The sequence below is a fragment of the Methylobacterium currus genome, assembly GCF_003058325.1.
In the GTDB taxonomy this organism is placed as follows: Bacteria; Pseudomonadota; Alphaproteobacteria; order Rhizobiales; family Beijerinckiaceae; genus Methylobacterium; species Methylobacterium currus.
This window is the reverse complement of the sequence record NZ_CP028843.1, coordinates 5,720,474-5,741,993: the sequence shown is the minus strand read 5'-3', so window position 1 is coordinate 5,741,993 and position 21,520 is coordinate 5,720,474. Positions and strand designations below refer to the sequence as shown.

17 protein-coding genes and 1 pseudogene are annotated in these 21,520 nt (G+C 71.8%); 6 read left to right on the top strand and 12 right to left on the bottom strand.

From position 1 onward, the window contains the following. Nucleotides 1-6 precede the first annotated feature (6 nt). Nucleotides 7-1,887, top strand: a complete 1,881-nt coding sequence (locus DA075_RS26410; RefSeq protein ID WP_099955754.1) for a TRAP transporter large permease — start codon at nucleotides 7-9, stop codon at nucleotides 1,885-1,887. Nucleotides 1,888-2,103: 216 nt separating this feature from the next. On the opposite strand, the gene DA075_RS26405 is transcribed toward DA075_RS26410, so the two are convergent. Next, complete coding sequence (locus tag DA075_RS26405; protein WP_099956821.1) at nucleotides 2,104-2,868, bottom strand: transporter substrate-binding domain-containing protein; 765 nt, start codon at nucleotides 2,866-2,868, stop codon at nucleotides 2,104-2,106. A gap of 148 nt (nucleotides 2,869-3,016) precedes the next feature. Here DA075_RS26405 and DA075_RS26400 point away from each other — a divergent pair, with 148 nt between their 5' ends. Continuing rightward, nucleotides 3,017-4,132 (top strand): FUSC family protein, encoded by a 1,116-nt coding sequence (locus DA075_RS26400; protein WP_099955753.1) that lies wholly within the window; start codon nucleotides 3,017-3,019, stop codon nucleotides 4,130-4,132. Nucleotides 4,133-4,138: 6 nt separating this feature from the next. On the opposite strand, the pseudogene DA075_RS26395 reads toward DA075_RS26400, so the two are convergent. From DA075_RS26395 to DA075_RS26380, 4 genes and pseudogenes are all read right to left on the bottom strand, one after another. After that, nucleotides 4,139-5,254, bottom strand: a pseudogene (locus tag DA075_RS26395) (NHL repeat-containing protein). A 63-nt stretch (nucleotides 5,255-5,317) separates the two neighbouring features. Then, entirely contained in the window at nucleotides 5,318-5,941 is a 624-nt protein-coding gene (locus DA075_RS26390; RefSeq protein WP_099955752.1) for a LysE family transporter, read from the bottom strand. A 281-nt stretch (nucleotides 5,942-6,222) separates the two neighbouring features. Continuing rightward, nucleotides 6,223-7,038 carry a hypothetical protein gene (locus DA075_RS26385; protein ID WP_099955751.1) on the bottom strand — a complete coding sequence of 272 codons (816 nt, stop codon included), beginning with the start codon at nucleotides 7,036-7,038 and terminating at the stop codon, nucleotides 6,223-6,225. 51 nt (nucleotides 7,039-7,089) lie between these two features. Then, on the bottom strand, nucleotides 7,090-7,482 hold the full coding sequence (locus DA075_RS26380) for a hypothetical protein (RefSeq protein WP_099956820.1): 393 nt from the start codon (nucleotides 7,480-7,482) through the stop codon (nucleotides 7,090-7,092). Between the two features lie 336 nt (nucleotides 7,483-7,818). Between DA075_RS26380 and flhA the strand changes: the two genes are divergently transcribed. The 3 genes from flhA (at nucleotide 7,819) to DA075_RS26365 (ending at nucleotide 12,035) form a co-directional block, all read left to right on the top strand. Further along, the gene (flhA, locus tag DA075_RS26375; protein ID WP_099955750.1) at nucleotides 7,819-9,957 is read left to right on the top strand and encodes a flagellar biosynthesis protein FlhA; all 2,139 of its coding nucleotides are present in this window, start codon (nucleotides 7,819-7,821) and stop codon (nucleotides 9,955-9,957) included. A 252-nt stretch (nucleotides 9,958-10,209) separates the two neighbouring features. After that, the gene (locus tag DA075_RS26370) at nucleotides 10,210-11,334 is read left to right on the top strand and encodes a Gfo/Idh/MocA family protein (RefSeq protein WP_099955749.1); all 1,125 of its coding nucleotides are present in this window, start codon (nucleotides 10,210-10,212) and stop codon (nucleotides 11,332-11,334) included. 170 nt (nucleotides 11,335-11,504) lie between these two features. After that, nucleotides 11,505-12,035 carry a gamma carbonic anhydrase family protein gene (locus DA075_RS26365; RefSeq protein ID WP_099955748.1) on the top strand — a complete coding sequence of 177 codons (531 nt, stop codon included), beginning with the start codon at nucleotides 11,505-11,507 and terminating at the stop codon, nucleotides 12,033-12,035. 35 nt (nucleotides 12,036-12,070) lie between these two features. Here the strand turns inward: DA075_RS26365 and DA075_RS26360 are convergent, their stop codons facing one another. The 3 genes from DA075_RS26360 to DA075_RS26350 all read right to left on the bottom strand — a co-directional run bounded on the left by DA075_RS26360 (nucleotide 12,071) and on the right by DA075_RS26350 (nucleotide 16,704). Then, entirely contained in the window at nucleotides 12,071-14,416 is a 2,346-nt protein-coding gene (locus tag DA075_RS26360; protein WP_099955747.1) for a putative bifunctional diguanylate cyclase/phosphodiesterase, read from the bottom strand. A gap of 298 nt (nucleotides 14,417-14,714) precedes the next feature. Beyond that, nucleotides 14,715-15,218 carry a hypothetical protein gene (locus DA075_RS26355; RefSeq protein ID WP_099955746.1) on the bottom strand — a complete coding sequence of 168 codons (504 nt, stop codon included), beginning with the start codon at nucleotides 15,216-15,218 and terminating at the stop codon, nucleotides 14,715-14,717. Between the two features lie 7 nt (nucleotides 15,219-15,225). Continuing rightward, nucleotides 15,226-16,704, bottom strand: a complete 1,479-nt coding sequence (locus DA075_RS26350; protein WP_099955745.1) for an AMP nucleosidase — start codon at nucleotides 16,702-16,704, stop codon at nucleotides 15,226-15,228. Nucleotides 16,705-16,796: 92 nt separating this feature from the next. Here DA075_RS26350 and tsaA point away from each other — a divergent pair, with 92 nt between their 5' ends. Continuing rightward, complete coding sequence (gene tsaA, locus DA075_RS26345; RefSeq protein WP_099956819.1) at nucleotides 16,797-17,336, top strand: tRNA (N6-threonylcarbamoyladenosine(37)-N6)-methyltransferase TrmO; 540 nt, start codon at nucleotides 16,797-16,799, stop codon at nucleotides 17,334-17,336. Here tsaA and DA075_RS26340 read toward each other — a convergent pair. The 4 genes from DA075_RS26340 to DA075_RS26325 all read right to left on the bottom strand — a co-directional run bounded on the left by DA075_RS26340 (nucleotide 17,302) and on the right by DA075_RS26325 (nucleotide 21,313). Then, complete coding sequence (locus tag DA075_RS26340) at nucleotides 17,302-18,444, bottom strand: GNAT family N-acetyltransferase (RefSeq protein ID WP_099955744.1); 1,143 nt, start codon at nucleotides 18,442-18,444, stop codon at nucleotides 17,302-17,304. The two genes, tsaA and DA075_RS26340, sit on opposite strands and share 35 nt — an antisense overlap. Further along, a complete protein-coding gene (locus DA075_RS26335) occupies nucleotides 18,441-19,745 on the bottom strand; it encodes a lipopolysaccharide biosynthesis protein (protein ID WP_099955743.1) in 1,305 nt (434 codons plus the stop codon). The genes DA075_RS26340 and DA075_RS26335 overlap by 4 nt, the downstream gene beginning before the upstream one ends. A 120-nt stretch (nucleotides 19,746-19,865) precedes the next feature. Beyond that, nucleotides 19,866-20,900: a sensor histidine kinase gene (locus DA075_RS26330; protein ID WP_210207066.1), complete on the bottom strand. Its 1,035-nt coding sequence runs from the start codon at nucleotides 20,898-20,900 to the stop codon at nucleotides 19,866-19,868. Further along, on the bottom strand, nucleotides 20,900-21,313 hold the full coding sequence (locus tag DA075_RS26325) for a response regulator (protein ID WP_064503883.1): 414 nt from the start codon (nucleotides 21,311-21,313) through the stop codon (nucleotides 20,900-20,902). Before DA075_RS26325 ends, DA075_RS26330 begins: the two co-directional genes overlap by 1 nt. Nucleotides 21,314-21,520 lie beyond the last annotated feature (207 nt).

Below are 21,520 nucleotides of genomic sequence, written 5' to 3'. Positions count from 1 at the left end.
CATAGGATGCATGTCGACATCGCGACGGAGACGCCTGCCTTGCCGGCGGCGTCCGCCAAGCGCGCCTGGGCGCGCACGCTCGACGACACGCTCGGCTGGCTGATCGAGATCCCGGCCGCCCTCCTGGTGGTGGCCGAGGTCGTGGTGCTGCTCGCCGGCGTGGTCAGCCGCTACGTCTTCCACGCCCCCATCGTCTGGTCGGACGAGCTCGCCTCGATCCTGTTCCTCTGGCTTGCCATGCTGGGCTCGGTCGTCGCCTATCGCCGCGCCGAGCACATGCGGATGACGGCGCTCGTCAGCATGGCCTCGGTGAAGACCCAGGCCTTCCTGGAGGCGGTGGCGCTCGCCGCCGGCCTCGCCTTCGTGCTGATGCTGCTGCATCCGGCCTACGAGTTCGCCGCGGAGGAGGTCTTCGTCCAGACGCCGGCGCTCGAGATCACCAATGCCTGGCGCGCCGCCGCCCTGCCGGTCGGCTTCGCCCTGATGCTGGTCGTGGCCACCCTGCGCCTGATCGAATGCGCCGACTGGCGCCACGCGGTCGGCGCGGTCGCGCTCACCGGCCTCATCATCGCCGCCCTGATGCTGGCCGAGCCGACCCTGCGCACCCTCGGCAACTGGAACCTGCTGATCTTCTTCGTGCTGGGCGTCGGCGCGCTCGTCTTCACCGGCGTGCCGATCGCCTTCGCGTTCGGGCTCGCCACCTTCGGCTACCTGATGCTGACGACGCGGGCCCCCGCCATGGTGGTGGTCGGGCGCATGGACGAGGGGATGAGCCACCTCATCCTGCTCGCCGTGCCGCTCTTCGTGTTCCTCGGCCTGCTGATCGAGATGACCGGCATGGCCAAGGCCATGGTGGGCTTCCTGGCGAGCCTGCTCGGCCATGTCCGCGGCGGCCTGCACTACGTGCTCGTCGGCGCGATGTACCTCGTCTCGGGCATCTCGGGGTCCAAGGCTGCCGACATGGCGGCGGTGGCCCCGGTGCTCTTCCCCGAGATGAAGAAGCGCGGCGCCAAGGAGGGCGACCTCGTCGCGCTGCTCGCGGCCACCGGCGCGCAGACCGAGACCATCCCGCCCTCGCTGGTGCTCATCACCATCGGGTCGGTCACCGGCGTGTCGATCACCGCGCTCTTCACCGGCGGCCTGCTGCCCGGCGTGGTGCTCGGCATCACGCTCTGCACGCTGGTCTGGTGGCGCTACCGCGGCGAGGATCTCCGTCACGTCAAGCGCGCCGGCAAGGGCGAGATCGGCAAGGCGCTCGTCATCGCCTTTCCGGCCCTGGCGCTGCCCTTCGTCATCCGCGCCGCGGTGGTCGAGGGCGTGGCGACCGCAACGGAAGTCTCGACCATCGGCATCGTGTACGCGATCCTCGCCGGCCTCCTGATCTACCGCCAGTTCGACTGGCGCCGGGTCTACCCGATGCTGGTCTCGACCGCCTCCTTGTCGGGCGCGATCCTGCTGATCATCGGGGCGGCGACCGGCATGGCCTGGGCCCTGACCCAGTCGGGCTTCTCGCAGAGCCTGGCCGTGATGATGAAGAGCCTGCCCGGCGGGGCGCGCGGCTTCCTGGTCGTCTCGGCGGTGGCCTTCGTGATCCTCGGCTCGGTGCTGGAAGGCATCCCGGCGATCGTGCTGTTCGGCCCGCTGCTCTTCCCGATCGCCCGCCAGGTCGGAGTGCACGAGGTGCACTACGCGATGGTGGTGATCCTGGCGATGGGCGTCGGCCTGTTCGCGCCGCCCTTCGGCGTCGGGTACTACGCCGCCTGCGCGATCAGCCGGATCCATCCGGATGCGGGCATCCGGCCGATCGTCGGCTACATGCTGGCGCTGCTCGTCGGCCTCGCGGTGGTGATCCTGGTGCCGTGGATCTCGATCGGGTTCCTGGGCTGATCGAGGCGGTCCGGATCACGGTCCCGACACACGACGCGTCATCCCGGGGCCGCGAAAGCGGAACCCCGGGATCCATGACCGCAGAAGGTCCAGAACAGCGCGGATCGCATTCCGTGCCGTTCTTCACCGTCGGCGGAGATGCATCCCGGGTCTCGTCTTCGGCGAGGCCCGGGATGACGCGGATTGACTTAAGTCCAACCTACGAAAACACGATCCCTACTCCGCCGCCTTGGCCAGCGCCTTGCCGTAGGCGCCGCTCTTCAGCGTCTTCGACAGCCACCCGTCGACCGCCGCCTTCAGGGCCGGGTCGCGGGTCATCCAGAACGCCTTGTCGGCCTTGTCGAAGGTGCCGGTCACGGCGGCAGGGCAGAGCACGCCGGCATTGAGCCGGGACTGGTAATCGACCTCGGCGCCATCGGTCACCATCAGGTCCGCGCGACCCTCGGCCACCTCCTTGAAGATCGCGCGGTTGTCCGGAAACACCCGCACCGAGGCGTGCGGAAAGTTGGCATCGGCGAAGCGCTGGTTGGTGCCGCCGGGATTGACCACGACCCGGACCTCCGGCTTGTCGATGTCCTTGATCGAGACGTAGCGGTCCTTTTCAGCGCAGCGCACGATCGGGCGTTTGCCGTCGGTCAGCACCGGAATCGAGAAGTCGGCCACCGCCGCCCGGTCCGGGGTCACGCTGACGCCCCCCATGGCGACGTCGTAGCGGTCGGAGAGCAGATCGTCCTTCAGGGTCTTCCAGGTCGTCGGCACGATCTCGACCTTGACGCCGAGGGCCTTGGCGAGGTCGCCCGCCATCACGACGTCGGCGCCCTTGATGCTGCCGTCGGGCTGGCGCAAGGAGTAAGGTGCGTAGTCGCCGGTCAGCCCGACCCGCAGCGTGCCGTCCTGCTGAATCGCGGATAACGGCCGCCCCTCCGCCGGCAAAGCCGCCAGCGCGGCCAGAACGCCCATTACCCCCACGATCTTGCGCATCGTCACCGCCCCGACCCTCGCGTTGCCGTTAACTCTTCCGTCGTAGGGACATCGCATGGGGGCGGTAAAGCCCGGATGACGGCGCGATCCCCCGCGAAGCGGTGCCGCGGCGGTTGACTCGGCGGCCCGCACCCGCTCTGACCCGGCCATGGCTTCACTTCCGGGCAGCCTCTCCGACCGCCTGCGGCGCTGGTTCGACCGGCAGCGGCCGCGCCTGACGCAGGGCTTGCGGATGACGGCCGCGAGCCTCGCGACCTACGGGCTGGCCGAGGCGTTCGGGCTGCCGCAGGGCTACTGGGCGGTCATCACCGCGCTCATCGTCACCCAGAGCAGCGTCGGCGGCTCGCTCAAGGCGGCGCTCGACCGGTTCCTCGGCTCGGTGCTGGGCGCCTGCTACGGCGGCGTGGTCGCCTTCGCGATCCCGCATCACGGCGGCGCCTCGACCTTCGCGGCGCTGTTCGTCGCGGTGGCGCCCCTCACCTTCGCGGCGGCGGTCTCGGCAGGCTTCCGGATCGCGCCGATCACCGCCATCATCGTGCTGCTCTCCACCACCGGCTCGACCCTCGGACCTCTCGCCTTCGCCCTCGACCGGATCCTGGAGATCGGGCTCGGCTGCGTCGTGGGTCTCGCCGTCTCGCTCCTCGTGGCGCCGGCCCGGGCCGCCCGGGCGGTGACGGGTCAGGCCGCGCGCCTCGCGCGCCTCCTCGCCGACCAGCTCGAGGCGCTCGCGCGCCTCGACGCGGAGGAGACGCCGGAGGCCAAGGCCCTGCCGCCGACGGTGCGCCGGAGCCTCGCGCGGCTGGAGACCCTGGCGGGCGAGGCTGCCCGGGAGCGCCGCAGCCGGCTCTCGGCCGCCCCCGACCCGGACCCGCTGCTGCGCACCCTGATGCGCCTGCGCCACGACCTCGTTCTCCTGCGCCGCGCCATCTCGGAGGCCGACGTGGAGGTGCTGCGGGCCCATCTGGCGGAGCCCTGGGGCACGGCCGCCCGGGCGGCGGCCGCGCGCCTGCGGGACCTCGCCGACGCGCTCGGCACGGGGCGGCGCCCTGCCGGGGACGACGCGGCCCTGGCGGCGGCGATCGCCGGCTATCGTGACGCCATCGACGGGATGCGCCGGCGCCAGGTGACCCGGACCCTGTCCACCGACGGCGTCGGCCGCATCTTCTGGCTCGCCTTCAGCCTGGAACAGATGCGGCGCAACCTCGACGACCTCGCCGCGCGGGCGACGGACTTCTCCGGGCCCGAGACCGGCGGCGAGGCGTGAGCGCCGTCACGGCGTGCGCTTGCGCAGCACCATGTTGCCCTGGAACAGGAATTTCTGGGCCCGCTTGCCGGTATCGACCTCGGTGGTGAAGACGTTGCCCCGCGAATCGACCGCGAGGTTGTGCACCTAGTGGAAGTCGCCGGCCATCCGGCCGTTGCGGCCGAAACGGCCGAGGACCGCGCCGTCCTCCCGCCGCAGGGTGCGGACCTCGTTGTTGGCGCCGTCGGCATTCAGCAGATAGGTCTGCGCCTCGTCCGGCCACAGGGCGAGCTCCCAGACCGAGCCGTTGGCCCGGGTCTGCGGCTCGACCCGGAACTCCTTCACGAAGGTGCCGTCGCGGCGGAAGACCTGGACCCGGTCGTTGGTACGGTCGCAGACATAGACGAGGCCGTCGCGGGCCACCTGCACGCAATGGACCGGGTTGCGGAACTGCCGGGGCAGCGCCGCTGCCGGGTCGTAGGGCCCCTGCACCTCGTCGGTCGGGGGCTCGCCATAGGCGCCCCACATCCGCTTGAACGCCCCGGTCTCGGCGTCGAACACGATGACCCGGTGGTTGTAGTAGCCGTCGGCGACGTAGAGTTCGTTCGTCTCCGGATCGACCTGCATGTTGGCCGGGCGGCCCAGCCGCGTGGTGTCGCGGCTGTCGGTCTGCGGCCCGGACTTGCCGATCTGCATCACGAAGCGGCCGTCTTTCGTGAATTTCAGGATCTGCCCGTCCTGATCGCCGTTGCCGGCGAGCCACACGAAGCCCTTGTGGTCGATGTGGATGCCGTGCTCGTTCTGCGGCCAGTCGTAGCCCTGGCCCGGCCCGCCCCAGGACTTGATGAGAGTGCCCTCCTGGTCGAACACCAGAACCGGCGGGGCGGGGGCGCAGCAGCGGGTGCGCGGCGGGTTCAGGCTCGCGGCCTTCTCGTCGTCGGTCAGCGTGCGCGAGCGCTGGATCACCCAGACATGGTCCTCGGCATCCACCGCGACGCCCGCGGCCTGACCCATGATCCAGTTGTTCGGCAACGGCTTCGGCCAGGCCGGGTCGACCCGGAACGCGAGCGGCTCCTCGGCCAGGGCCGGTGCCGCATAAGGGGACGCGCAGACGAGGGCGACGAGGACGGCGATCCAGCGCATGAGTTCCTCCCGGCATGGTTGTTGCCGGCAGTGTAAGGGAGGATCGCCCGGTCACGCCAGCGCTCACGTCTGGAGCGCCCGCCCGACCGCGAGCGCCGCGCAAGCGACGAGGAGCGCCGCCAGAACGAGGCGGGCGAGGCGCCCGGTGCCGGCGAGACGCGCCCGGCAGGACGGCCGCGCGAGGACGAGGCCGACGAGGCCGAACCATGCCGCCGCCATGCAGAACACCGCCGCCCCCGCCACCGGCACCGCCGCCCGGTCCGGATGGGCCAGGAAGAAGCCGGCGAAGAAGGCGAGGCTGACCGGGTTGGTCACCGCCGCCCCGAGGCCGAGCGCGAAGGTGCCGGCGTCGCGCCCGCGCACGAGCCGAGCCGGATCCTCCGGCAGGCCGGCCCGGCCGCTCACCAGGCGATAGGCGGCGCGCAGCATCAGGAGCGCGAACAAGGCGGTACCGAGGCCGGTGACGAGGCGCCCCGCCGGCAGGAGCGAAGCCCCGAGCCCGGCGAAGGCCGCCGCCAGCCCGGCCCCGCAGGCGACCCCGAGGGCGGCGACGAGCGGACCGCGCCCGGGCGCCGCGACGCTCGCGCGTAGCACCACCAGCAGGTTGGGCCCGGGCACGGCGAGGACCGGGGCATAGGCGGTGACGAGCGGCCCCAGCAGGGCGGACCACGCATCGGCGTCGGACATCCGGCATCCCCCCGGCGCCCGCGGCGCCGCTCAGGTGCCATAAAGATGCCAAACCCCGGCATTTTGCGTCATTCAATTGAAGGAGCCGAGGTGCGCCGGCGCACAATGCAGCGCAATCGACGGATAGTTGTCGCCAATCGACGGGACCCGCAACCGGCATACGGGCAGTCGAGGGACAATTCGCTCGCCAGGATGGCGGCCCGTGCCGCGCTCCGGGCGCAAAAGGGAGCGGCGGCAGGGTCGCCCCTGCCGCCGCCTGTTTCACGTCACCCGATGACCAATCAGCGCCGCTCGGTGCCCAACGGCTGACGGGCCGGGGGCAGCTCGTCCTCGATGCCGACATGGCGCTCGCGGGTGGTGCCGGGCAGGCCCGCATCGACCGTCTGGGTGGTCGGCGTGGCGCCGGCCGCAAAGGGCATCCCGCCGGTATTGAGGCCGGTGGTGGTGCTGCCGGCCGCGCCCACCGCCGACGAGCCGCCGGCGACCGCCGCCGGGTTGGTCAGCGAGGAGGCCGTCTCGTCGTGGCGTCCGGTCCAGCCCTCCTGGCGCCAGCCGCGGGCGCGGTCGTCCATGTCGACCGAGCCGTGCTCCTTGAGGATGCTGTTGACGCGGTCGGCATGGGCGTCGTCCGCCCGCACCGTGACCAGGGTACCGCCGCGGCGCACGCCTTCGGCGTAGGTGTGGGCGTGCTCCTCGCTGAGGCCCGCCCCGGTGAGGGAGCCGATCAGGCCGCCGGCTGCGGCGCCGACGCCGGCGCCGGTGAGCGTCGCGACGAGCCAGCCCGCCGCGACCACCGGGCCGACGCCCGGAATGGCGAGCAGGCCGAGGCCGGTGAGCAGGCCGGCGCCGCCGCCGAGAATCGTGCCGAGCGAGGCGCCGGCCCCGGCGCCGGTCGAGGCGTCATGCGCCGTCTCGCCGGTCGTCGTGCCGGTGGTCGTGGCGTCGCGCTGGCCGATATGGCCGGAATAGCGGTCACCCTGGTTGTTGGCCACGATGCTGATGTCGGAATGCGGCACGCCGGCCGCCTCCACCTTGCGCACCGCCGCGGAGGCGTCGTCGTAGCTGTCGAACAGGGCCGTGATGGTACGGGTCGCCATGGGCGTCGTCCTCATAGGTTGTCGGGAGGGGGATACGGGTCCTGGCTCTGCTTACCGGGCCGTCGAGACGTTGCCCTTGAAGTCGAGGCCGACCATCACGGTGTTGCCGGCCTGCATGGCTTGGCCGCGCCAGATGCCCTGGTCGTCCTTCTTGAGGTCCTTCACGTCCTTGAAGCCGGCCTGCTCCATGCGGCTGCGGGCCTGGGCCTCGGTGAAGCTGTTGGCACCGGGCTCGAGCTTGGCGTTGGTCGACACCGTCCCGGTGGTGCCCGGGTTGCTCTTGTCCATCATGTCGGTGTTGGGCCGGGTCACCGCCTCCTGGCCCTGCGAGTGGGTGCTGGGCTTGGCATCGCGGGCCGGGTCGCCCGTCACGGTGGTCTGGGCCTGCGCCATCCCGGTCCCGAGAGCGCCGAGGGCCGCGAGGGTGATGAGAGTCTTGCGCATGGTCTCCTCGAACCTTGTCTGACCGATCGATGCCATCTCAATCGTTGCCGGGCGGCTTGGTTCCGCAGGAGGAACGTTGAACCTCGGACGCCTCCCCGATTTCAAAATACCTCGTATTCAGCTTGACCGTTCGGTTCAGAATCTTTGCTTTGCAATTTTATTGCGACGCACAAAACCGGAACGCGAAGATTGTTCCCGTCCGATACTGAACAGTGCTTCATCGTGCGTCCCGGGTAGCGGCCGGTGGCGCTACCGGCCCCAGGGGCAGCGTCGTTAACGGTTCCCTAACCATGGACCCGGCAGGAATTGCCGGGTCGACGGGAAGGTGGGACTTCGATGAACGAGACCGGGGCACTCGGCGCGGGACGCATCTTCGCCCTGCCGACGCGGGCGGACCTGATGGCGCTGACGCGGCGCAGCGATCTCGTGCTCGCCGTCTCGGTGCTCGCCATCCTGGTGGTGCTGATCTTCCCGCTGCCGGCCCTGCTGCTCGACCTTTTGCTCGCGGTCTCGATCATCCTGTCGGTCCTGATCCTGATGACCGGCCTGTTCATCGAGAACCCGCTCGAGTTCACGGTCTTCCCCACGGTTCTGCTCATCACCACGATGCTGCGGCTGGCGCTCAACCTGGCCTCGACGCGGCTGATCCTCGGCCACGGCCACGAGGGCACGGCGGCGGCCGGCCACGTCATCGAGGCCTTCGGGCAGTTCGTGATGGGCGGCAACTTCCTGATCGGGATCATCGTGTTCGCGATCCTGATCATCGTGAACTTCATCGTCATCACCAAGGGCTCGGGGCGCATCGCCGAAGTGGCGGCCCGCTTCTCCCTCGACGCGATGCCGGGCAAGCAGATGGCGATCGACGCCGACCTCTCGGCCGGCCTGATCGACGAGAAGACCGCCCGGACCCGCCGCCAGTCCCTCGAGGACGAATCCTCGTTCTTCGGTGCCATGGACGGCGCCTCGAAATTCGTGCGCGGCGACGCGATCGCGGCGCTCCTCATCACGTTCATCAACGTGGTGGGGGGCATCATCATCGGCGTCGCCCAGCAGGGCATGGGCTTCTCGGAGGCAGGCAAGACCTACACCCTGCTCACCGTCGGCGACGGCCTCGTCAGCCAGGTTCCGGCCCTGATCGTCTCGACCGCGGCGGGCCTGCTCGTCTCCAAGGCCGGCGTGCGCGGCGCCGCCGGCCGGGCTCTCGGGCGCCAGATCGCCAACTACCCGAAGGCGCTCGGCATGTCGGCCGGCGTGATGATCCTGATCGGGCTCCTGCCGGGCATCCCGATGCTGCCGTTCCTGAGCCTCGGGCTCGGCGCCGCCTATCTCGCCCGCCGCATCGCCCTCCTGCCGAAGCCGGCGGAGGACGAGGCGTCCGGCGGCGCACCGGCGGCCGACGGCGCCGTGACCGGGGCCGGGGCGGGCGCCGCGGCCAAGGAGGAGACCGCGGCCGACCTCCTCAAGCTCGACGACCTGAAGCTCGAGATGGGCTACGCGCTGCTCGCCCTCGTCAACGGCCCGGAGGGCCAGGACCGGCTCACCGACCAGATCCGGGCGCTGCGCCGGCAGCTCGCCGCCGAGCTCGGCTTCGTGATGCCCTCGGTGCGCATCCTCGACAACGTCCAGCTCGACGCCAACACCTACGTGGTGCGGGTCAAGGAGATCGAGGCCGGGACGGGCCAGGTCTTCCCGGGCCAGTTCATGGCGATGGACCCGATGGGCGGACAGGTCCAGCTGCCGGGCCAGCATCTCATGGAACCGACCTTCGGCCTGCCGGCGACCTGGATCGATGCGGCGTTGCGCGACGAGGCCCAGCTCAAGGGCTACACCGTGGTCGATGCCGCGACCGTGGTGTCGACGCACCTCACCGAGGTGATCAAGGCCCATGTCGCCGACCTGCTCAACCACGTCGAGGTGCACAAGCTCCTCAAGGAGCTGCCGAAGGAGCACGGCGAACTGCTCAAGGAGGTGGTGCCGGGGCAGATCGCCACCACGGGCATCCAGCGGGTGCTGCAATACCTGCTGGCCGAGCGGGTCTCGATCCGCGACCTCGGCACCATCGTGGAAGGCATCGCCGAGGTGGCTGGCCACATCAAGAACCCGCGCGACATCGTCGAGCATGTCCGCGCCCGCCTCGGCCGCCAGATCTGCGCCCAGTACCAGGGACCGGGCGGCGTCCTGCCGATCGTCACCCTGTCGCCGGCCTGGGAGAGCGCCTTCATGGACGCGATCGTCGGCCACGGCGACGAGCGCCACCTGGCGATGCAGCCCTCGAAGCTGTCCGACTTCGTCACCACGGTGCGCGACCGCTTCGAGGAGGCGGCGCGCCTGGGCGAGATGCCGGTCCTCGTTACCTCGGTCCAGGCCCGGCCCTTCGTGCGTTCGATCATCGAGCGCTTCCGCCGCGAGACCCCGGTGATGAGTCAGGCGGAGATCCATCCGCGGGTCCGGCTGAAGACCGTCGGCTCTGTCTAGGATATCGACCCGAGTCGGTAGGCTGGCGCCTCCACTTGCCGGGCACGGCCGTGGTCCTGTCATTCGGCAGACTAGATACTCCCATACCGTTCCACTCGTCCTGGCGGACCGTCGCTTTTTCTCCGAAAGCGGTAAGGCGCGACTTCATCCTCCACTGGAGTGCTGGCCGCTCCTCGGCCCTTTGCGCCCGCTCGATTTGCCGCACCCTGGTCTAGCCTTCGCGGCGCAACACGGGATCGGGGAGCAGGGCAGGTGGCGAGCATCGGCATCGTCGGCACGGGATTCGTGGCCGATTACTACATGCGCTCCCTGGCGACCGTGCCGGAGGTGACGGTCGTCGGGGCGTGGGACATCGATCGCGACCGGCTGCACGCCTTCCGCAAGTACTGGCGCGTCCCGGCCGCCGCGAGCCTCGACGACCTGATCGGCCGCCGGCCCGACCTGATCCTCAACCTGACCAATCCGGGCTCGCACTACGCCGTGAGCCTGGCCTGCCTGGAGGCCGGGCTGCCGGTCTACTCGGAGAAGCCGCTGGCCACCCGGCTGGACGATGCCCGCCACCTGCACAGGATCGCGACCGAGCGGGGCGTGATGCTCGCCTCGGCGCCGTGCAGCGCCCTCGGCGAGAGCGCCCAGACCGTCTGGAAGGCCCTGCGCGAGCGCGTCATCGGCACGCCCCGGCTCGTCTACGCCGAGATCGACGACGGCTTCCTGATCCGCGCGCCGCACACGACCTGGCGCAGCGAATCCGGCGCGCCCTGGCCGGTGCAGGACGAGCTGGCGGTGGGCTGCGCCCTCCAGCATGCGGGCTACTACCTGACCTGGCTGATCGCGATGTTCGGCTCGGTGACCCGGGTCGCGTCCGCCTCCGCCGACGTGCTGGGCCTGACCCTCGCCGACGGGTCCGCGGCGGCGCCGACCTATGCCTGCGCCTCGCTGTTCTTCGAGAGCGGAATGGTGGCCCGCCTCACCTGCTCGGTGGTCGCGCCGCACGACCACTCTCTCCGCATCTTCGGCGACGAGGGCATCCTGGAGGTCGCCGAGTGCTGGTCGAACGAGTCCGCCGTACGGGTGCGCCGCCGCCACGTGGTGCGCCGCCGCCTGATCGATTCTCCCCTCACCCGCCGCCTGCGCATCAAGACGCCGACCCACGCCAAGGTCAGGCGGAAGGGGGTGACGGCAATGAACTTCGCCCTCGGTCCGCAGGAGATGCTGGCGGCGCGGGCGGAAGGGCGGGCGAGCCGCCTCGACGCCGACCTCGCCCTGCACCTGACCGAGGTGGCCCTGGCGATCCAGACTGCCGGCAACGCCACCGGCCATCAGGTGATCGCCTCCCGGGCCGGGGCGGTGGCGCCGATGCCGTGGGCCCTGGTTTGAGGAGCCTTGGTTTGAGGGGCCTTGAGTTGAAGGAGCCTTGAGTTGAAGGAGCCTCGGGTTGAAGGAGCCTTGGGTTGAAGGAGCCTTGGGGTGACCGGACCTGGGTTGATCGGGCTGACGGCGCCCGTCCGGCATGCGAAAGGAGGCCTCAACCACCGGAGGATCCCACGATGCCGCTCTACGCCCTCGACACTGTCAGCCCGATCCTGCCCGAGGATGGCAGCGCCTGGATCGCGCCGGACGCCCACGTGATTGGTCGCGTGCGGCTCGGCCGCGAGGTCGGGGTGTGGTTCGGCGCGGTCATCCGCGGCGACAACGAGCCGATCACGGTCGGCGACCGCACCAACATCCAGGAAGGCGCGGTGCTCCATACCGATGCGGGCTTCCCACTGACCCTTGGGCAGGGCATCACGGTCGGGCACGGGGCCATCGTGCATGGCTGCACGATCGGCGACAATTCGCTGATCGGGATGGGCGCGACGATCCTCAACGGCGCCAGGATCGGCCGCAACTGCCTCGTCGGCGCCAACGCCCTCGTCACCGAGGGCAAGGAATTTCCCGACAACAGCCTGATCGTCGGGGCCCCCGCCAAGGCGGTGCGGGTGCTGGACGAGGCGGCGGTGGCGTCTCTGCGCGCCTCGGCCGACCGCTACGTCGCCAATGCGAAGCGCTTCGCGCAAGGCCTGCGGCGGGTGGACTGAGCGTCAAGGCCCGCGATCCGGATCGGCCCCGCGGCTCATGCCGCCGCATTCTCGCCGCCGGGCCCCTCACTGGTATGCTCGGCGAATTGCGCGATCGGGCCCGGGCGACCGAGGAGGTAGCCCTGCGCCTCCTGACAGGCCTCGGCGCCGAGGAAGGCCAGCTCGGCCGAGGTCTCGACGCCCTCGGCCAGGACCGGCAGCCCGAGGCCGCGCCCGAGGCCGAGCACCGCCCGCATGATCGCGGCGGTCTCCCGGTTGACGTCGACGGCGCGGATGAACGAGCGGTCGATCTTGATCTTGTCGAACGGGAAGGCGCGCAGGTTCGACAGCGACGAATAGCCGGTGCCGAAATCGTCCATCGCGATCCGCACCCCCATCGCCTTGACCCGCCGCAGGGCGGTGAGCGCCCGGACCGGGTCGCGCACCAGCGCCGTCTCGGTGATCTCGAGCTCCAGGCGGGCGGGCGCGAGGCCGGTGGTGAACAGCACCTCGTGCACCAGCTCCGAGAAGCCCGGGGCGTGGAGCTGGACCGCCGAGACGTTGACGGCGATGCGCAGGGGCTTCTGCCAGGAGGCGGCCTCGCGGCAGGTCTCGCGCAGCACCCACTCGCCGATCTGTAAGATGCTGCCGGTCTCCTCGGCGATCGGGATGAACAGGTCGGGCGGGACGGTGCCGCGCTCCGGATGGTGCCAGCGCAGCAAGGCCTCGAAGCCCACCACGACGCCGCTGTCGATCGCCATCTGGGGCTGGTAGACGACCCTCAGCTCGCCGCGCTCGACGGCGTGGCGCAGGTCATGCTCGAGGGAGCGGCGGTCGCGGATCTGCGCCGCGAGGACCGGCTCGAAGAACCGGTGCACGCCCCGCCCATGATTCTTGGCGCAGTAGAGCGCGGCATCGGCGTGGTTGAGCAGGGTCTGCCCGTCCTCCGCATCGGTCGGGCAGAGCGCGATGCCGATGCTGGTCGCCAGGATCGGCCCTCTTCCCGCCCGCTGGTTGCCCTCGCGGATCACTCGCAGGACCTCCTCGGCGATCCGGCCGGCCTCGTCCCGCTCGACGTCCGGCAGGAGGATCGCGAACTCGTCGCCGCCCAGGCGGGCCATCATGTGTCGCGGCCCCAGCACCGGCGCGACCCAGCGCGCCAGGGCCTGGAGGAGTCCGTCGCCCATGGCGTGGCCGTAGAGGTCGTTGACGTCCTTGAACCGGTCGAGGTCGAGGCAGAGCACCGCCACCAGCCGGCCGCCGGCCCGCGCCAGGGCGATCTCCTCGTCGAGGCGGGCGCGGAAGGTCGTCCGGTTCGGCAGGCCGGTCAGGGTGTCGTGATGGGCCAGGAACTGGATGTCGCGCTCGGCCTGGCGCCGCGCCCGCAGGTCGCGCACGGCGATGGCGCGGCAGGGCCGGTTGCCGACCGGGCGGCGGATCACCTCGACCGGCAGCGCCTCGCCGCCGGCACCGACGAGCTCGGCCTCGATCGCCCGGCCGTCCGGGCCGGCATCGAGGCGCGCGACCACCGTGTCGGGCAGGATCTCGCCGATCGGCCGGCCGGTCAGCGCCGCCGGCGCCCGCCCGATCAGCTCGGCGAGGCTGGTATTGACGGTCACGATGCGGCCGCCCTCGCAGATCGCGATGCCCTCCACCGCCGCATCGGCGAGGCTGCTCATCAGGTCCTGCGACTCGCGGCGGCGCCGGACGCGGCTGTCCAGGGTCAGGCCGAGGAAGGACAGGACGAGCAGCGTCAGGCTGGCGAAGCCGAGGGAGGCGGCGAACTCACCATCGAGCATGACCGGCTTCAGCCCGCCGCCCGCCGCGGCAAGGCCGACGGCATGCGGCAGCATCACGGCGCCGGACAGGCACAGGGCCCCCACGGCGCGGCGCGCCGGGCTCTCCCGCAGGCTGCAGCCCAGGGCGAGGCCGGACAGGACCATTCCGGCGACGCCGGACAGGACGAGGCCCGCGCTCCAGGCCGGCCCACCCGCCCCCGGCAGGCCCGCCGATACCGCGGCACCGACCGCCGCGAGCCCTAAGCCGATCAGGCCCCCGCCGAGGGCGGTGGCGACGCGCCGGGGCGCCGAGACGGCGGCCCGCAGGCCCGCCCCGGCGAGGAGCACCATGAGCACGAGGCCGAGCAACAGGGTCTCGCTGCCGCGCAGGATCTCGGCGGCGGGGCGGATCGAGGCCTGCGCGATGAACTGGCTCGCCCACAGCCCGAACCCGCCGGCGATGCCGGCAGCCGAGATCCAGATCCCCCGGCTGCTGCCGCTGGTGGCGCGGGCGTGCTGGAACAGGTCGATCATGGTGATCGCCGCGAGGACGCCGATCAGCAGCGCCAGACCGATGAGCCGCCCGTCATGCAGGGCGAGCAAGGTGTCGGCGGTCTGCAGCATGGGAGGTTCGCGGTCCAGCCTCGGCTCCCGACACCGTGACGGCGAGCCGGTTGCGAAGCGGTAAAGCATGGCGGCGGATTCGAGCGGCCCGGCCCGCGCGGCGTAGAATTGCACAGCTAATCTTGGGTCAGCGGCGATCGATCACCGGTCGCCGGCACGGATGGACACTCGGGCAGGACATTTGTCTCATCCTTTCGCCGCCGGCCTTTTCCCAAGGGAAAACCGCCCCGAATCCTCGTCAGGCGCGCGCAAGGACATCGTGCAAGGACAAGCGCAAGGCCGCCGCGCAACCGTCCGCTCAGCGCTCGTCGAGCTGCAGCCGCGTGATCGCGCAGCCCCGCGCCACGAGGTCCGCCGGACACAGATCGGGGAACAGGCCGGCGTAGCGGCGCACCAGGGCCGCCGCCAGGGCGTCGGCGTCGCGGATCGTCGGCAGCGAGACCCGGAACAGCTCCGGCGTCACCGCCGCCACCGGCACGCGCTGGCGCACCTCCACGCAGAGACCGGTCCGGAACCGGGTCGGGTCGAGGACCGGCAGTTCCTCGGGCCCGCCCGGCCGCCGGAAGCCGGGCCGCAGGATCGGCAGCAGGGCGTAGCGCAGGCCGGCGCGGTTGATCGTGCGCTCGAGGTTGAAGTGGACGAGGTCGCGGCCGACGCCCGCCAGCCCCGCAAAATCCGCCTCGTGCAGGCGGATCAGTGCGTCGACGCCGAGCGACACGGCGAGGTCGGCGACCGCGACGACGCGCTCGGCGGTGCCGTCCGCCACGGCGACCTGACGGCTGTTCGAGATCGGCAGCGGCACGGGCGTTCTACCGGAAGGCCGGCTCGTCGAAGCTTCGCAGCTTGCGCGAATGCAGTCCGTGGCGGTTGCGCCTCAGGGACTCGAGGGTCGCGAGCCCGATCAAGAGGTGCTCGCCGACCGCCCGCTCGTAGAAGGCGTTGGCGGCGCCCGGCAGCTTGATCTCGCCGTGCAGCGGCTTGTCGGAGACGCAGAGCAGCGTGCCATAGGGCACCCGCAGGCGGTAGCCCTGCGCCGCGATGGTGCCGCTCTCCATGTCGACGCCGATCGCCCGGGACAGGTTGATCCGCCGCCGTTCCTGCGACCAGCGCAGCTCCCAGTTGCGATCGTCGTAGGTCACGACCGTGCCGGTGCGCAGGCGCTGCTTCAGGGCCTCGGCCCGCTCGCCGGTGACGCTGGCGGCGGCCTCCTGCAACGCCACCTGGACCTCGGCGAGCGCCGGGATCGGCACGTCGGGCGGCACGACCTCGTCGAGGATCCGGTCGCGGCGCAGATAGCCGTGGGCCAGCACGTAGTCGCCGATGGTCTGCGACTGGCGCAGGCCCCCGCAATGGCCGACCATCAGCCAGCAATGCGGCCGCAGCACCGCCAGGTGATCGGTGATCGTCTTGGCGTTGGAGGGACCGACGCCGATATTGACCAGGCTGGTCCCCTGTCCGTCCCGCGCGACGAGGTGATAGGCCGGCATCTGGAAGCGGTGCCAGGGCGAGGCGGCGATCAGCGCGTCGGCCTGCGCGCCGGCGGCGTCCCCGGCCTCCACCGCGACGCCACCGGGCAGGACCAGGCGGGCATAGCGCTCGGGCTCGGCGGCCAGCGCCTTCAGGCCGACCCGCACGAACTGGTCGACGTAGCGGTGATAGTTGGTGAGCAGGATCCAGGGCTGGATCTGGCGCCAATCGGCCCCGGTATAGTGCACGAGGCGGCGCAGCGAGTAATCGACCCGCGGCCCGTCGAACAGGGCGAGCGGCCGGGGCTCGTCGCCGGCCTCCAGCCACAGGCCGTCGGCGATCTCGTCGCCGACGCTCGACAGCATCGGCGTCGGGAAGTAGCGCGCGAGGTCGCTCGAGGTGACGCCGCGGGCGAGCTCCGCCCCGGGCTCGACGACGTAGGGGTACGGGATCTCCTGGGCGCTCAGGCCCACCTCGATCGTGGCGCCGTAATCCTGCACCAGGGGGCGCAGCTGCTCGAGCAGGTAGGCGCGGAAATGCGCCGGCTGGGTCAGGGTGGTGGCGTAGACGCCCGGCCCCTGGAACTTCGCGGTGGCGCGGGTGATCCGCGGCAGCGGCCCGGTCGGGCGGTAGGTCAGGCGCAGCTCGGGATAGCGGAAGGTCAGCCGCTCGGCGGCGTCGGGGGGCACACCGTCCGCGAGGAAGCGGGCGAGCGCGTCCCGCAGGCTCCCGGTGGCGGCGGCGTGGAGCGCCGCCAGGCGGTCGACCGCCGTCTCGGGGTCGGCCACCGTCTCCATCGGTCTCAGCTCGTCGGCGAACACGGTCGATCGGTCTCCCTGATGCCCTGGCGGCCAGCCTATACTGGGTGGAGCGGCGGGGCGACCCGGATCCCGCCCTGATCGTGGGACGTCAGATGACGCAAGCGGATTTCGGCCCGCGGCCGGGCGAGGAGAGCATCGCCCTGCCGGAGGCGTTCGATGCCGGCCTCTACTTCGTCGGCCGGGTGCGCACGCCCTGGACCGAGCGGGCGGAGTGCCCGCGCAATTCGGCGCAATCGGACGCGGTCTGCACCCTGGAGGTCGATCCCCGCTTCGCCCCGGGCTTGCGGAGCCTCGAGGGCACCACCCACCTGATCGTGCTCTACTGGATGGACCGGGCGCCGCGGAACCTGGTGGCGCAGCAGCCCCGCCACGCGCCGGACTCTCGCGGCACCTTCGCGCTGCGCTCGCCGGCCCGTCCGAATCCGATCGCCGTCTCGGTGGTGGAACTCCTGGGGATCGACGGCGGCACCCTGCGGGTGCGCGGGCTCGACTGCCTCGACGGCACGCCGCTCCTCGACATCAAACCCTACTTCGCCTCGACCGATGCGCGGCCGGACGCCAGGGTCGGCTGGCGGGAGGCGGAGAGGGCGGCCGCTGTCAGCGGCCCCGCAGGCGGGCGAGCCGCGCCCTGAGCCAGGCTTTCGCGGCGTGCTGCCGCCGGGCCCGGGCGGCGATCCGCTCGGGCGCGGGCCCGCCCCGCGGCGAGACCACGATTTCGGCGATGCGGGTGCGCTCGGGGTAGAGGTCGTCGAGCACCGCGCTCGCCAGCGTCGCCGAATCGAGCCGGTCGGCGAACCGGGTCTCGTGCAGGGCCCGCACGATCTCGGCCTCGAGCAGCACGCCCGGGGCGAGCGCGCGCAACGCCTCGTCGTAGGCGGTCTTGAGCAGCGTCGCGGTGCCGCCGCAGACCAGCGCGAGGCTCGCGGCGACCACCCGCCCGTCGAGGCGCAGGAGGTCGGCCCGCGCCGTCACCGGCCCGCCGCCGGCCCGGAACAGGTCTTTCGCAAGGCCTTCGGTCTGCGGCCGGCAGGCGAGCGCGGTGCCGGCCCGCCCCTTCCAGCCGCGCCGCTCCAGATCGAGGAATGCCGCGACCGCGCCGGCCAGGTCCCCGTCCGGCCCGATCGCCTCGACCGTGACGATGCCGGCCTCGTCGAGGCGCCGGCGTCGCCGGCGCAGGTCCTTGAGCCGGCCCTTGTGCGGATGCTCCCTGAGGAAGATGTCGTGGCTCGCGCGCCGGTCGAGCACCGGGCGTGAGAAACCCGAGACCTCGGCGCTGCCCCAGCCGTCGCGGGCGAGCGCGGCGAGGAGGGGCGATTCGTCCGCCGGCAGGAGCGGCCACCACCACGGTTGCCCGAGCGTTCGCATCCCGGCGACGAGCGCCGCCAGGGCCGGGACGCCCTCCGTCCCGGCAACCACGAGGGGCGCCGTCACGGTGAGGTAGGGCGAGGCGAAGGGCCGGGCGATCCGGCCGAGCCCGAGGGGGCCGCGCCCCGTCCGGTAAGGCAGCAGCGCCAGCAGGTCCGGGCCGGCGCGCACCGCGAGGCAGGGCAGGTCCGCCGGGGCGAGCCCGTGGTCGCGATGCGCCTCCAGCACGCGGCGCGCATAATCGGGCGTCGGCCCGGCGGCACGGGCGACCAGGGCGTCCCAGGACGCGGGCTCGCGGCTCAAGGATGCGAGGGTCGTGATCTCGCAGGCCGGGGCCGCGACGGTCGTCGGGAGCGGGAATGCCGGCGCAGTCATCGGGCGAAGGCCGGCGTGACGAGGCCGAGGCGACGATAGGCGAGCCTCGCCAGGACGCCGCCGCGTGCGGCGGTCACGAGGGCGGCGGCGAGCGCCGCGCCGGTGAGTCCGAGAGGCGGCACCAGCGCCAGGGTGAGGAGAACCGCCGCGACGAGGAGCGCGACCGTGACGGCGGCGCAGGCACGCTCGGCTCCCAGCATGGTCAGGAGGTCTTCCGCCGGCCCGCAGGCAGCGGCGAGGCCGTGGCCGGCGACGAGGAGCGCGAGGAGCGGCAGGGCTTCGCGAAAGTCCGGCCCGAACAGGCCGAGCAGCAGCGGTCCCGCCGCCACGAGGGCGAGGCCGGTCGCGAGGGTGGCGAGCAGCGTCAGCCGCGCCCAGCGCCGGACCAGGGTTTCGAGCTCCGCCCGGTCGCCCCGCGCCTGCGCCGCGGCGAAACGCTGCGCCGTCACCGAGGAGGCGGCGTACTGGACGAAGACGACGAATTGCAGGAGCCGCGTCGCCGCGAAATAGGCGCCGACCTCCGCCGGCGGCAGCAGGAAGCCGAGAACCAGCACGTCGACGAAGTTGAAGCCCGAGCCGGCGAGATCGATCAGCGCCATCGGCAGGGCCGCCCGCAGCCAGTCGCGCCAGGGGTAGCGGGCGCGGGCCGAGGGCCGTTCGGCCCGCAGGCGCCGCAGCAGGAGCGTGGCCTGCATGGCGAGGGACAGGGCGGTGGCGGCGAGCGTGCAGGCGACGGCGACCGTGGCCTCGGCCGGCGCCCCGAACGCGACCGCCGCCAGCATCAGCGCCATGATCAGGCCCTGGCGCAGGAGGTAGGGCGGCGCCACGGCGAGCAGCGTCCAGTTGCGGCCCCGCGCCACGCCCTCGCAGAAATCCTGGAGCGCGAAGAGCGGCAGCACCAGCGCCGCCACGAGGAGCGGGCCGGCATGGTTGCCGGCGACGAGGCCGGGAACGAGCCAGAGGAGTGCCGCGCCGAAGCCCGCCAGGGCCGAGGCGGCCGTCAGCGAGAACACCGCTCCGAAGGCGAGGAAGCCGCGCTCCGGCCCGACGGCTCCTGTCGCCCGGTAGGTCGGCAGGAAGCGGCAGGCGGCCTGAGACAGGCCCCAGGTCGAGGCATGGCCCATGAGCGCGGTCCAGACCCAGATCGTGGCGAAGACCCCGTATTCCGTGCCGCCCATCAGCCGGGCCATCAGCACCTGGGCCACGAAGGCGCAGGCCGCGGCAACGATCCGCACGCCGAACACCGCGAGCGCGGTGCCGGCACCGCCACCCGCCTCGCCGAGAGCCGCCCCGGCCGCCATCCCGCCGCTCCTTCGCCGCGCGAGCCTCCGTGTTAGCGGATCGGCCTTGCGGGGGGGTTAAGTGGCGCGTCGCGAAACGACCGCCCCGGAACGGCCGCCTCCCGAGGCCGCCGCGGCCCGTCAGAGCGCGATGTCGATGCTTGCCGCCGTGCCCTTCTCGGCTTGCGCGTAAGCGATCTGCGCGCGCAGGTTCGACGCCATGGCGCGCACGATGCGCGAGCCGAGCCCGGTGCCGCGCGGGGTGCCGGCGCCCTGCCAGCCGACGCCGTCATCCGCCACGGTGAGGCGCAGGGTGTCGCCGTCGCGGCGGGCCGTGATGCGGATCTCGCCGGTCGCGCCCTCCGGATAGGCGTATTTGTAGGCGTTGGTGACCAGCTCGGTCACGATCACGCCGAGGGAGACCGCCTTGTCGGTCGCCACCTCGACCGGGGCCGCGTCGAGGAGGATGCGGTGGCGCTGGCCGGTGGCGTTCATCGCCCCGTCGAGATCCTCCACCAGGGTCGCCAGATAGGCGTCGACCGCCACCACCCGCACGTCGTCGGAGGTGTAGAGCCGCCGGTGGATGCCGGCGATCGCGGTGATGCGGGTCTGGGTCTCTTCGAGCGCCGCGCGGGCGGAGGCGTCGGTGACGGCGTTGGCCTGCATCCGCACCAGGGCCGCCACCAGGGCGAGGCTGTTGGCGACCCGGTGGTTGACCTCGCGCAGGAGCAGCTCGGCCCGGTCGCGGGCCTCGCGCACCTCGGCCTCGGCCCGCTCCTTCTCGCGCCGCGTGCGGTCCTGGAGCACGGCGGTCGCCACCGCCTCGGCCAGCAGCTCCCGGAAGTGGCCCTGAAGATCCTTCCAGACGTAGTCGACGGCGCCGGCCTTCAGCGCCGCCACGGCGACGCGGCTGTCTTCCGAGCCGGTGACGTAGATCACCGGCGGCGCCTCGGCGAGGGCGCGGATGCGCGGCAGGATGTCGAGGCCCGTCTCCAGCGGCATGTGGTGGTCGAGGGCGACCACGTCGAACCGCTCCGCCGCGATCAGCGCCAAGCCCGCCTCGCCGTCGGGGGCGTGCACCACCTCGCAGCCGCGGCCCGCCAGTGTGCGGGCGACCAGCCGCGCCAGTCCGGGATCGTCGTCGATGTAGAGCAGGCGGACCGGTTCGGTCACGATCAGGCGCTCTCCGGGACCTGCATCACCGAGAAGAACAGGCCGAGCTGGCGGATCGCGTTGGCGAAGCCCTCGTAGTTCACCGGCTTTGTGATGTAGACGTTGCAGCCGAGGTCGTAGCAGCGCTGGATCTCGCGCTGGTCGTCGGTGGTGGTCAGGATGACCACCGGCGAGCGGCGCAGATGCGGGTTCGACTTCACCTTCTGCAGGATGTCGATGCCGGTCATGTCCGGCAGGTTGAGGTCGAGGAGGATGAGGAGCGGCCGGCCGGCATTGATCTCGCCGCTGCCGTCGGGCCCGAACAGCGCGGCGAGCGCGGAGGTTCCGTCCCGGAACGACTCGATGACGTTGTTGACGCCTGCGCGGCGGATGTTCCGCTCGATCAGCCGGGCATGGCCCTCGTCATCCTCGATCATCACGATGTGTACGGCCGGCACCTGACGACTCCCCGTGGCGAAAACCCGGCTGCGCCGGGACGCCTGTCCCTTGCTCACGACACCGCGCCGAAAGCGGTCGTCCCAGGGAGACATGCTCCCGTCATACTCTCTAGACCATTTACCGCGGGCTTGGACACGCGGCTGGCGTAGAAAACGCCGAGACCCGGTTAACCTGGCGTTGCACCC

Coding starts and splice junctions, on each gene's coding strand:
- DA075_RS26410 (WP_099955754.1), top strand. CDS start 7: ATGCATGTCGACATCGCGACGGAGACGCCTGCCTTGCCGGCGGCGTCC.
- DA075_RS26405 (WP_099956821.1), bottom strand. CDS start 2,868: ATGCGCAAGATCGTGGGGGTAATGGGCGTTCTGGCCGCGCTGGCGGCT.
- DA075_RS26400 (WP_099955753.1), top strand. CDS start 3,017: ATGGCTTCACTTCCGGGCAGCCTCTCCGACCGCCTGCGGCGCTGGTTC.
- DA075_RS26390 (WP_099955752.1), bottom strand. CDS start 5,941: ATGTCCGACGCCGATGCGTGGTCCGCCCTGCTGGGGCCGCTCGTCACC.
- DA075_RS26385 (WP_099955751.1), bottom strand. CDS start 7,038: ATGGCGACCCGTACCATCACGGCCCTGTTCGACAGCTACGACGACGCC.
- DA075_RS26380 (WP_099956820.1), bottom strand. CDS start 7,482: ATGCGCAAGACTCTCATCACCCTCGCGGCCCTCGGCGCTCTCGGGACC.
- flhA (WP_099955750.1), top strand. CDS start 7,819: ATGAACGAGACCGGGGCACTCGGCGCGGGACGCATCTTCGCCCTGCCG.
- DA075_RS26365 (WP_099955748.1), top strand. CDS start 11,505: ATGCCGCTCTACGCCCTCGACACTGTCAGCCCGATCCTGCCCGAGGAT.
- DA075_RS26360 (WP_099955747.1), bottom strand. CDS start 14,416: ATGCTGCAGACCGCCGACACCTTGCTCGCCCTGCATGACGGGCGGCTC.
- tsaA (WP_099956819.1), top strand. CDS start 16,797: ATGACGCAAGCGGATTTCGGCCCGCGGCCGGGCGAGGAGAGCATCGCC.
- DA075_RS26340 (WP_099955744.1), bottom strand. CDS start 18,444: ATGACTGCGCCGGCATTCCCGCTCCCGACGACCGTCGCGGCCCCGGCC.
- DA075_RS26335 (WP_099955743.1), bottom strand. CDS start 19,745: ATGGCGGCCGGGGCGGCTCTCGGCGAGGCGGGTGGCGGTGCCGGCACC.
- DA075_RS26325 (WP_064503883.1), bottom strand. CDS start 21,313: ATGATCGAGGATGACGAGGGCCATGCCCGGCTGATCGAGCGGAACATC.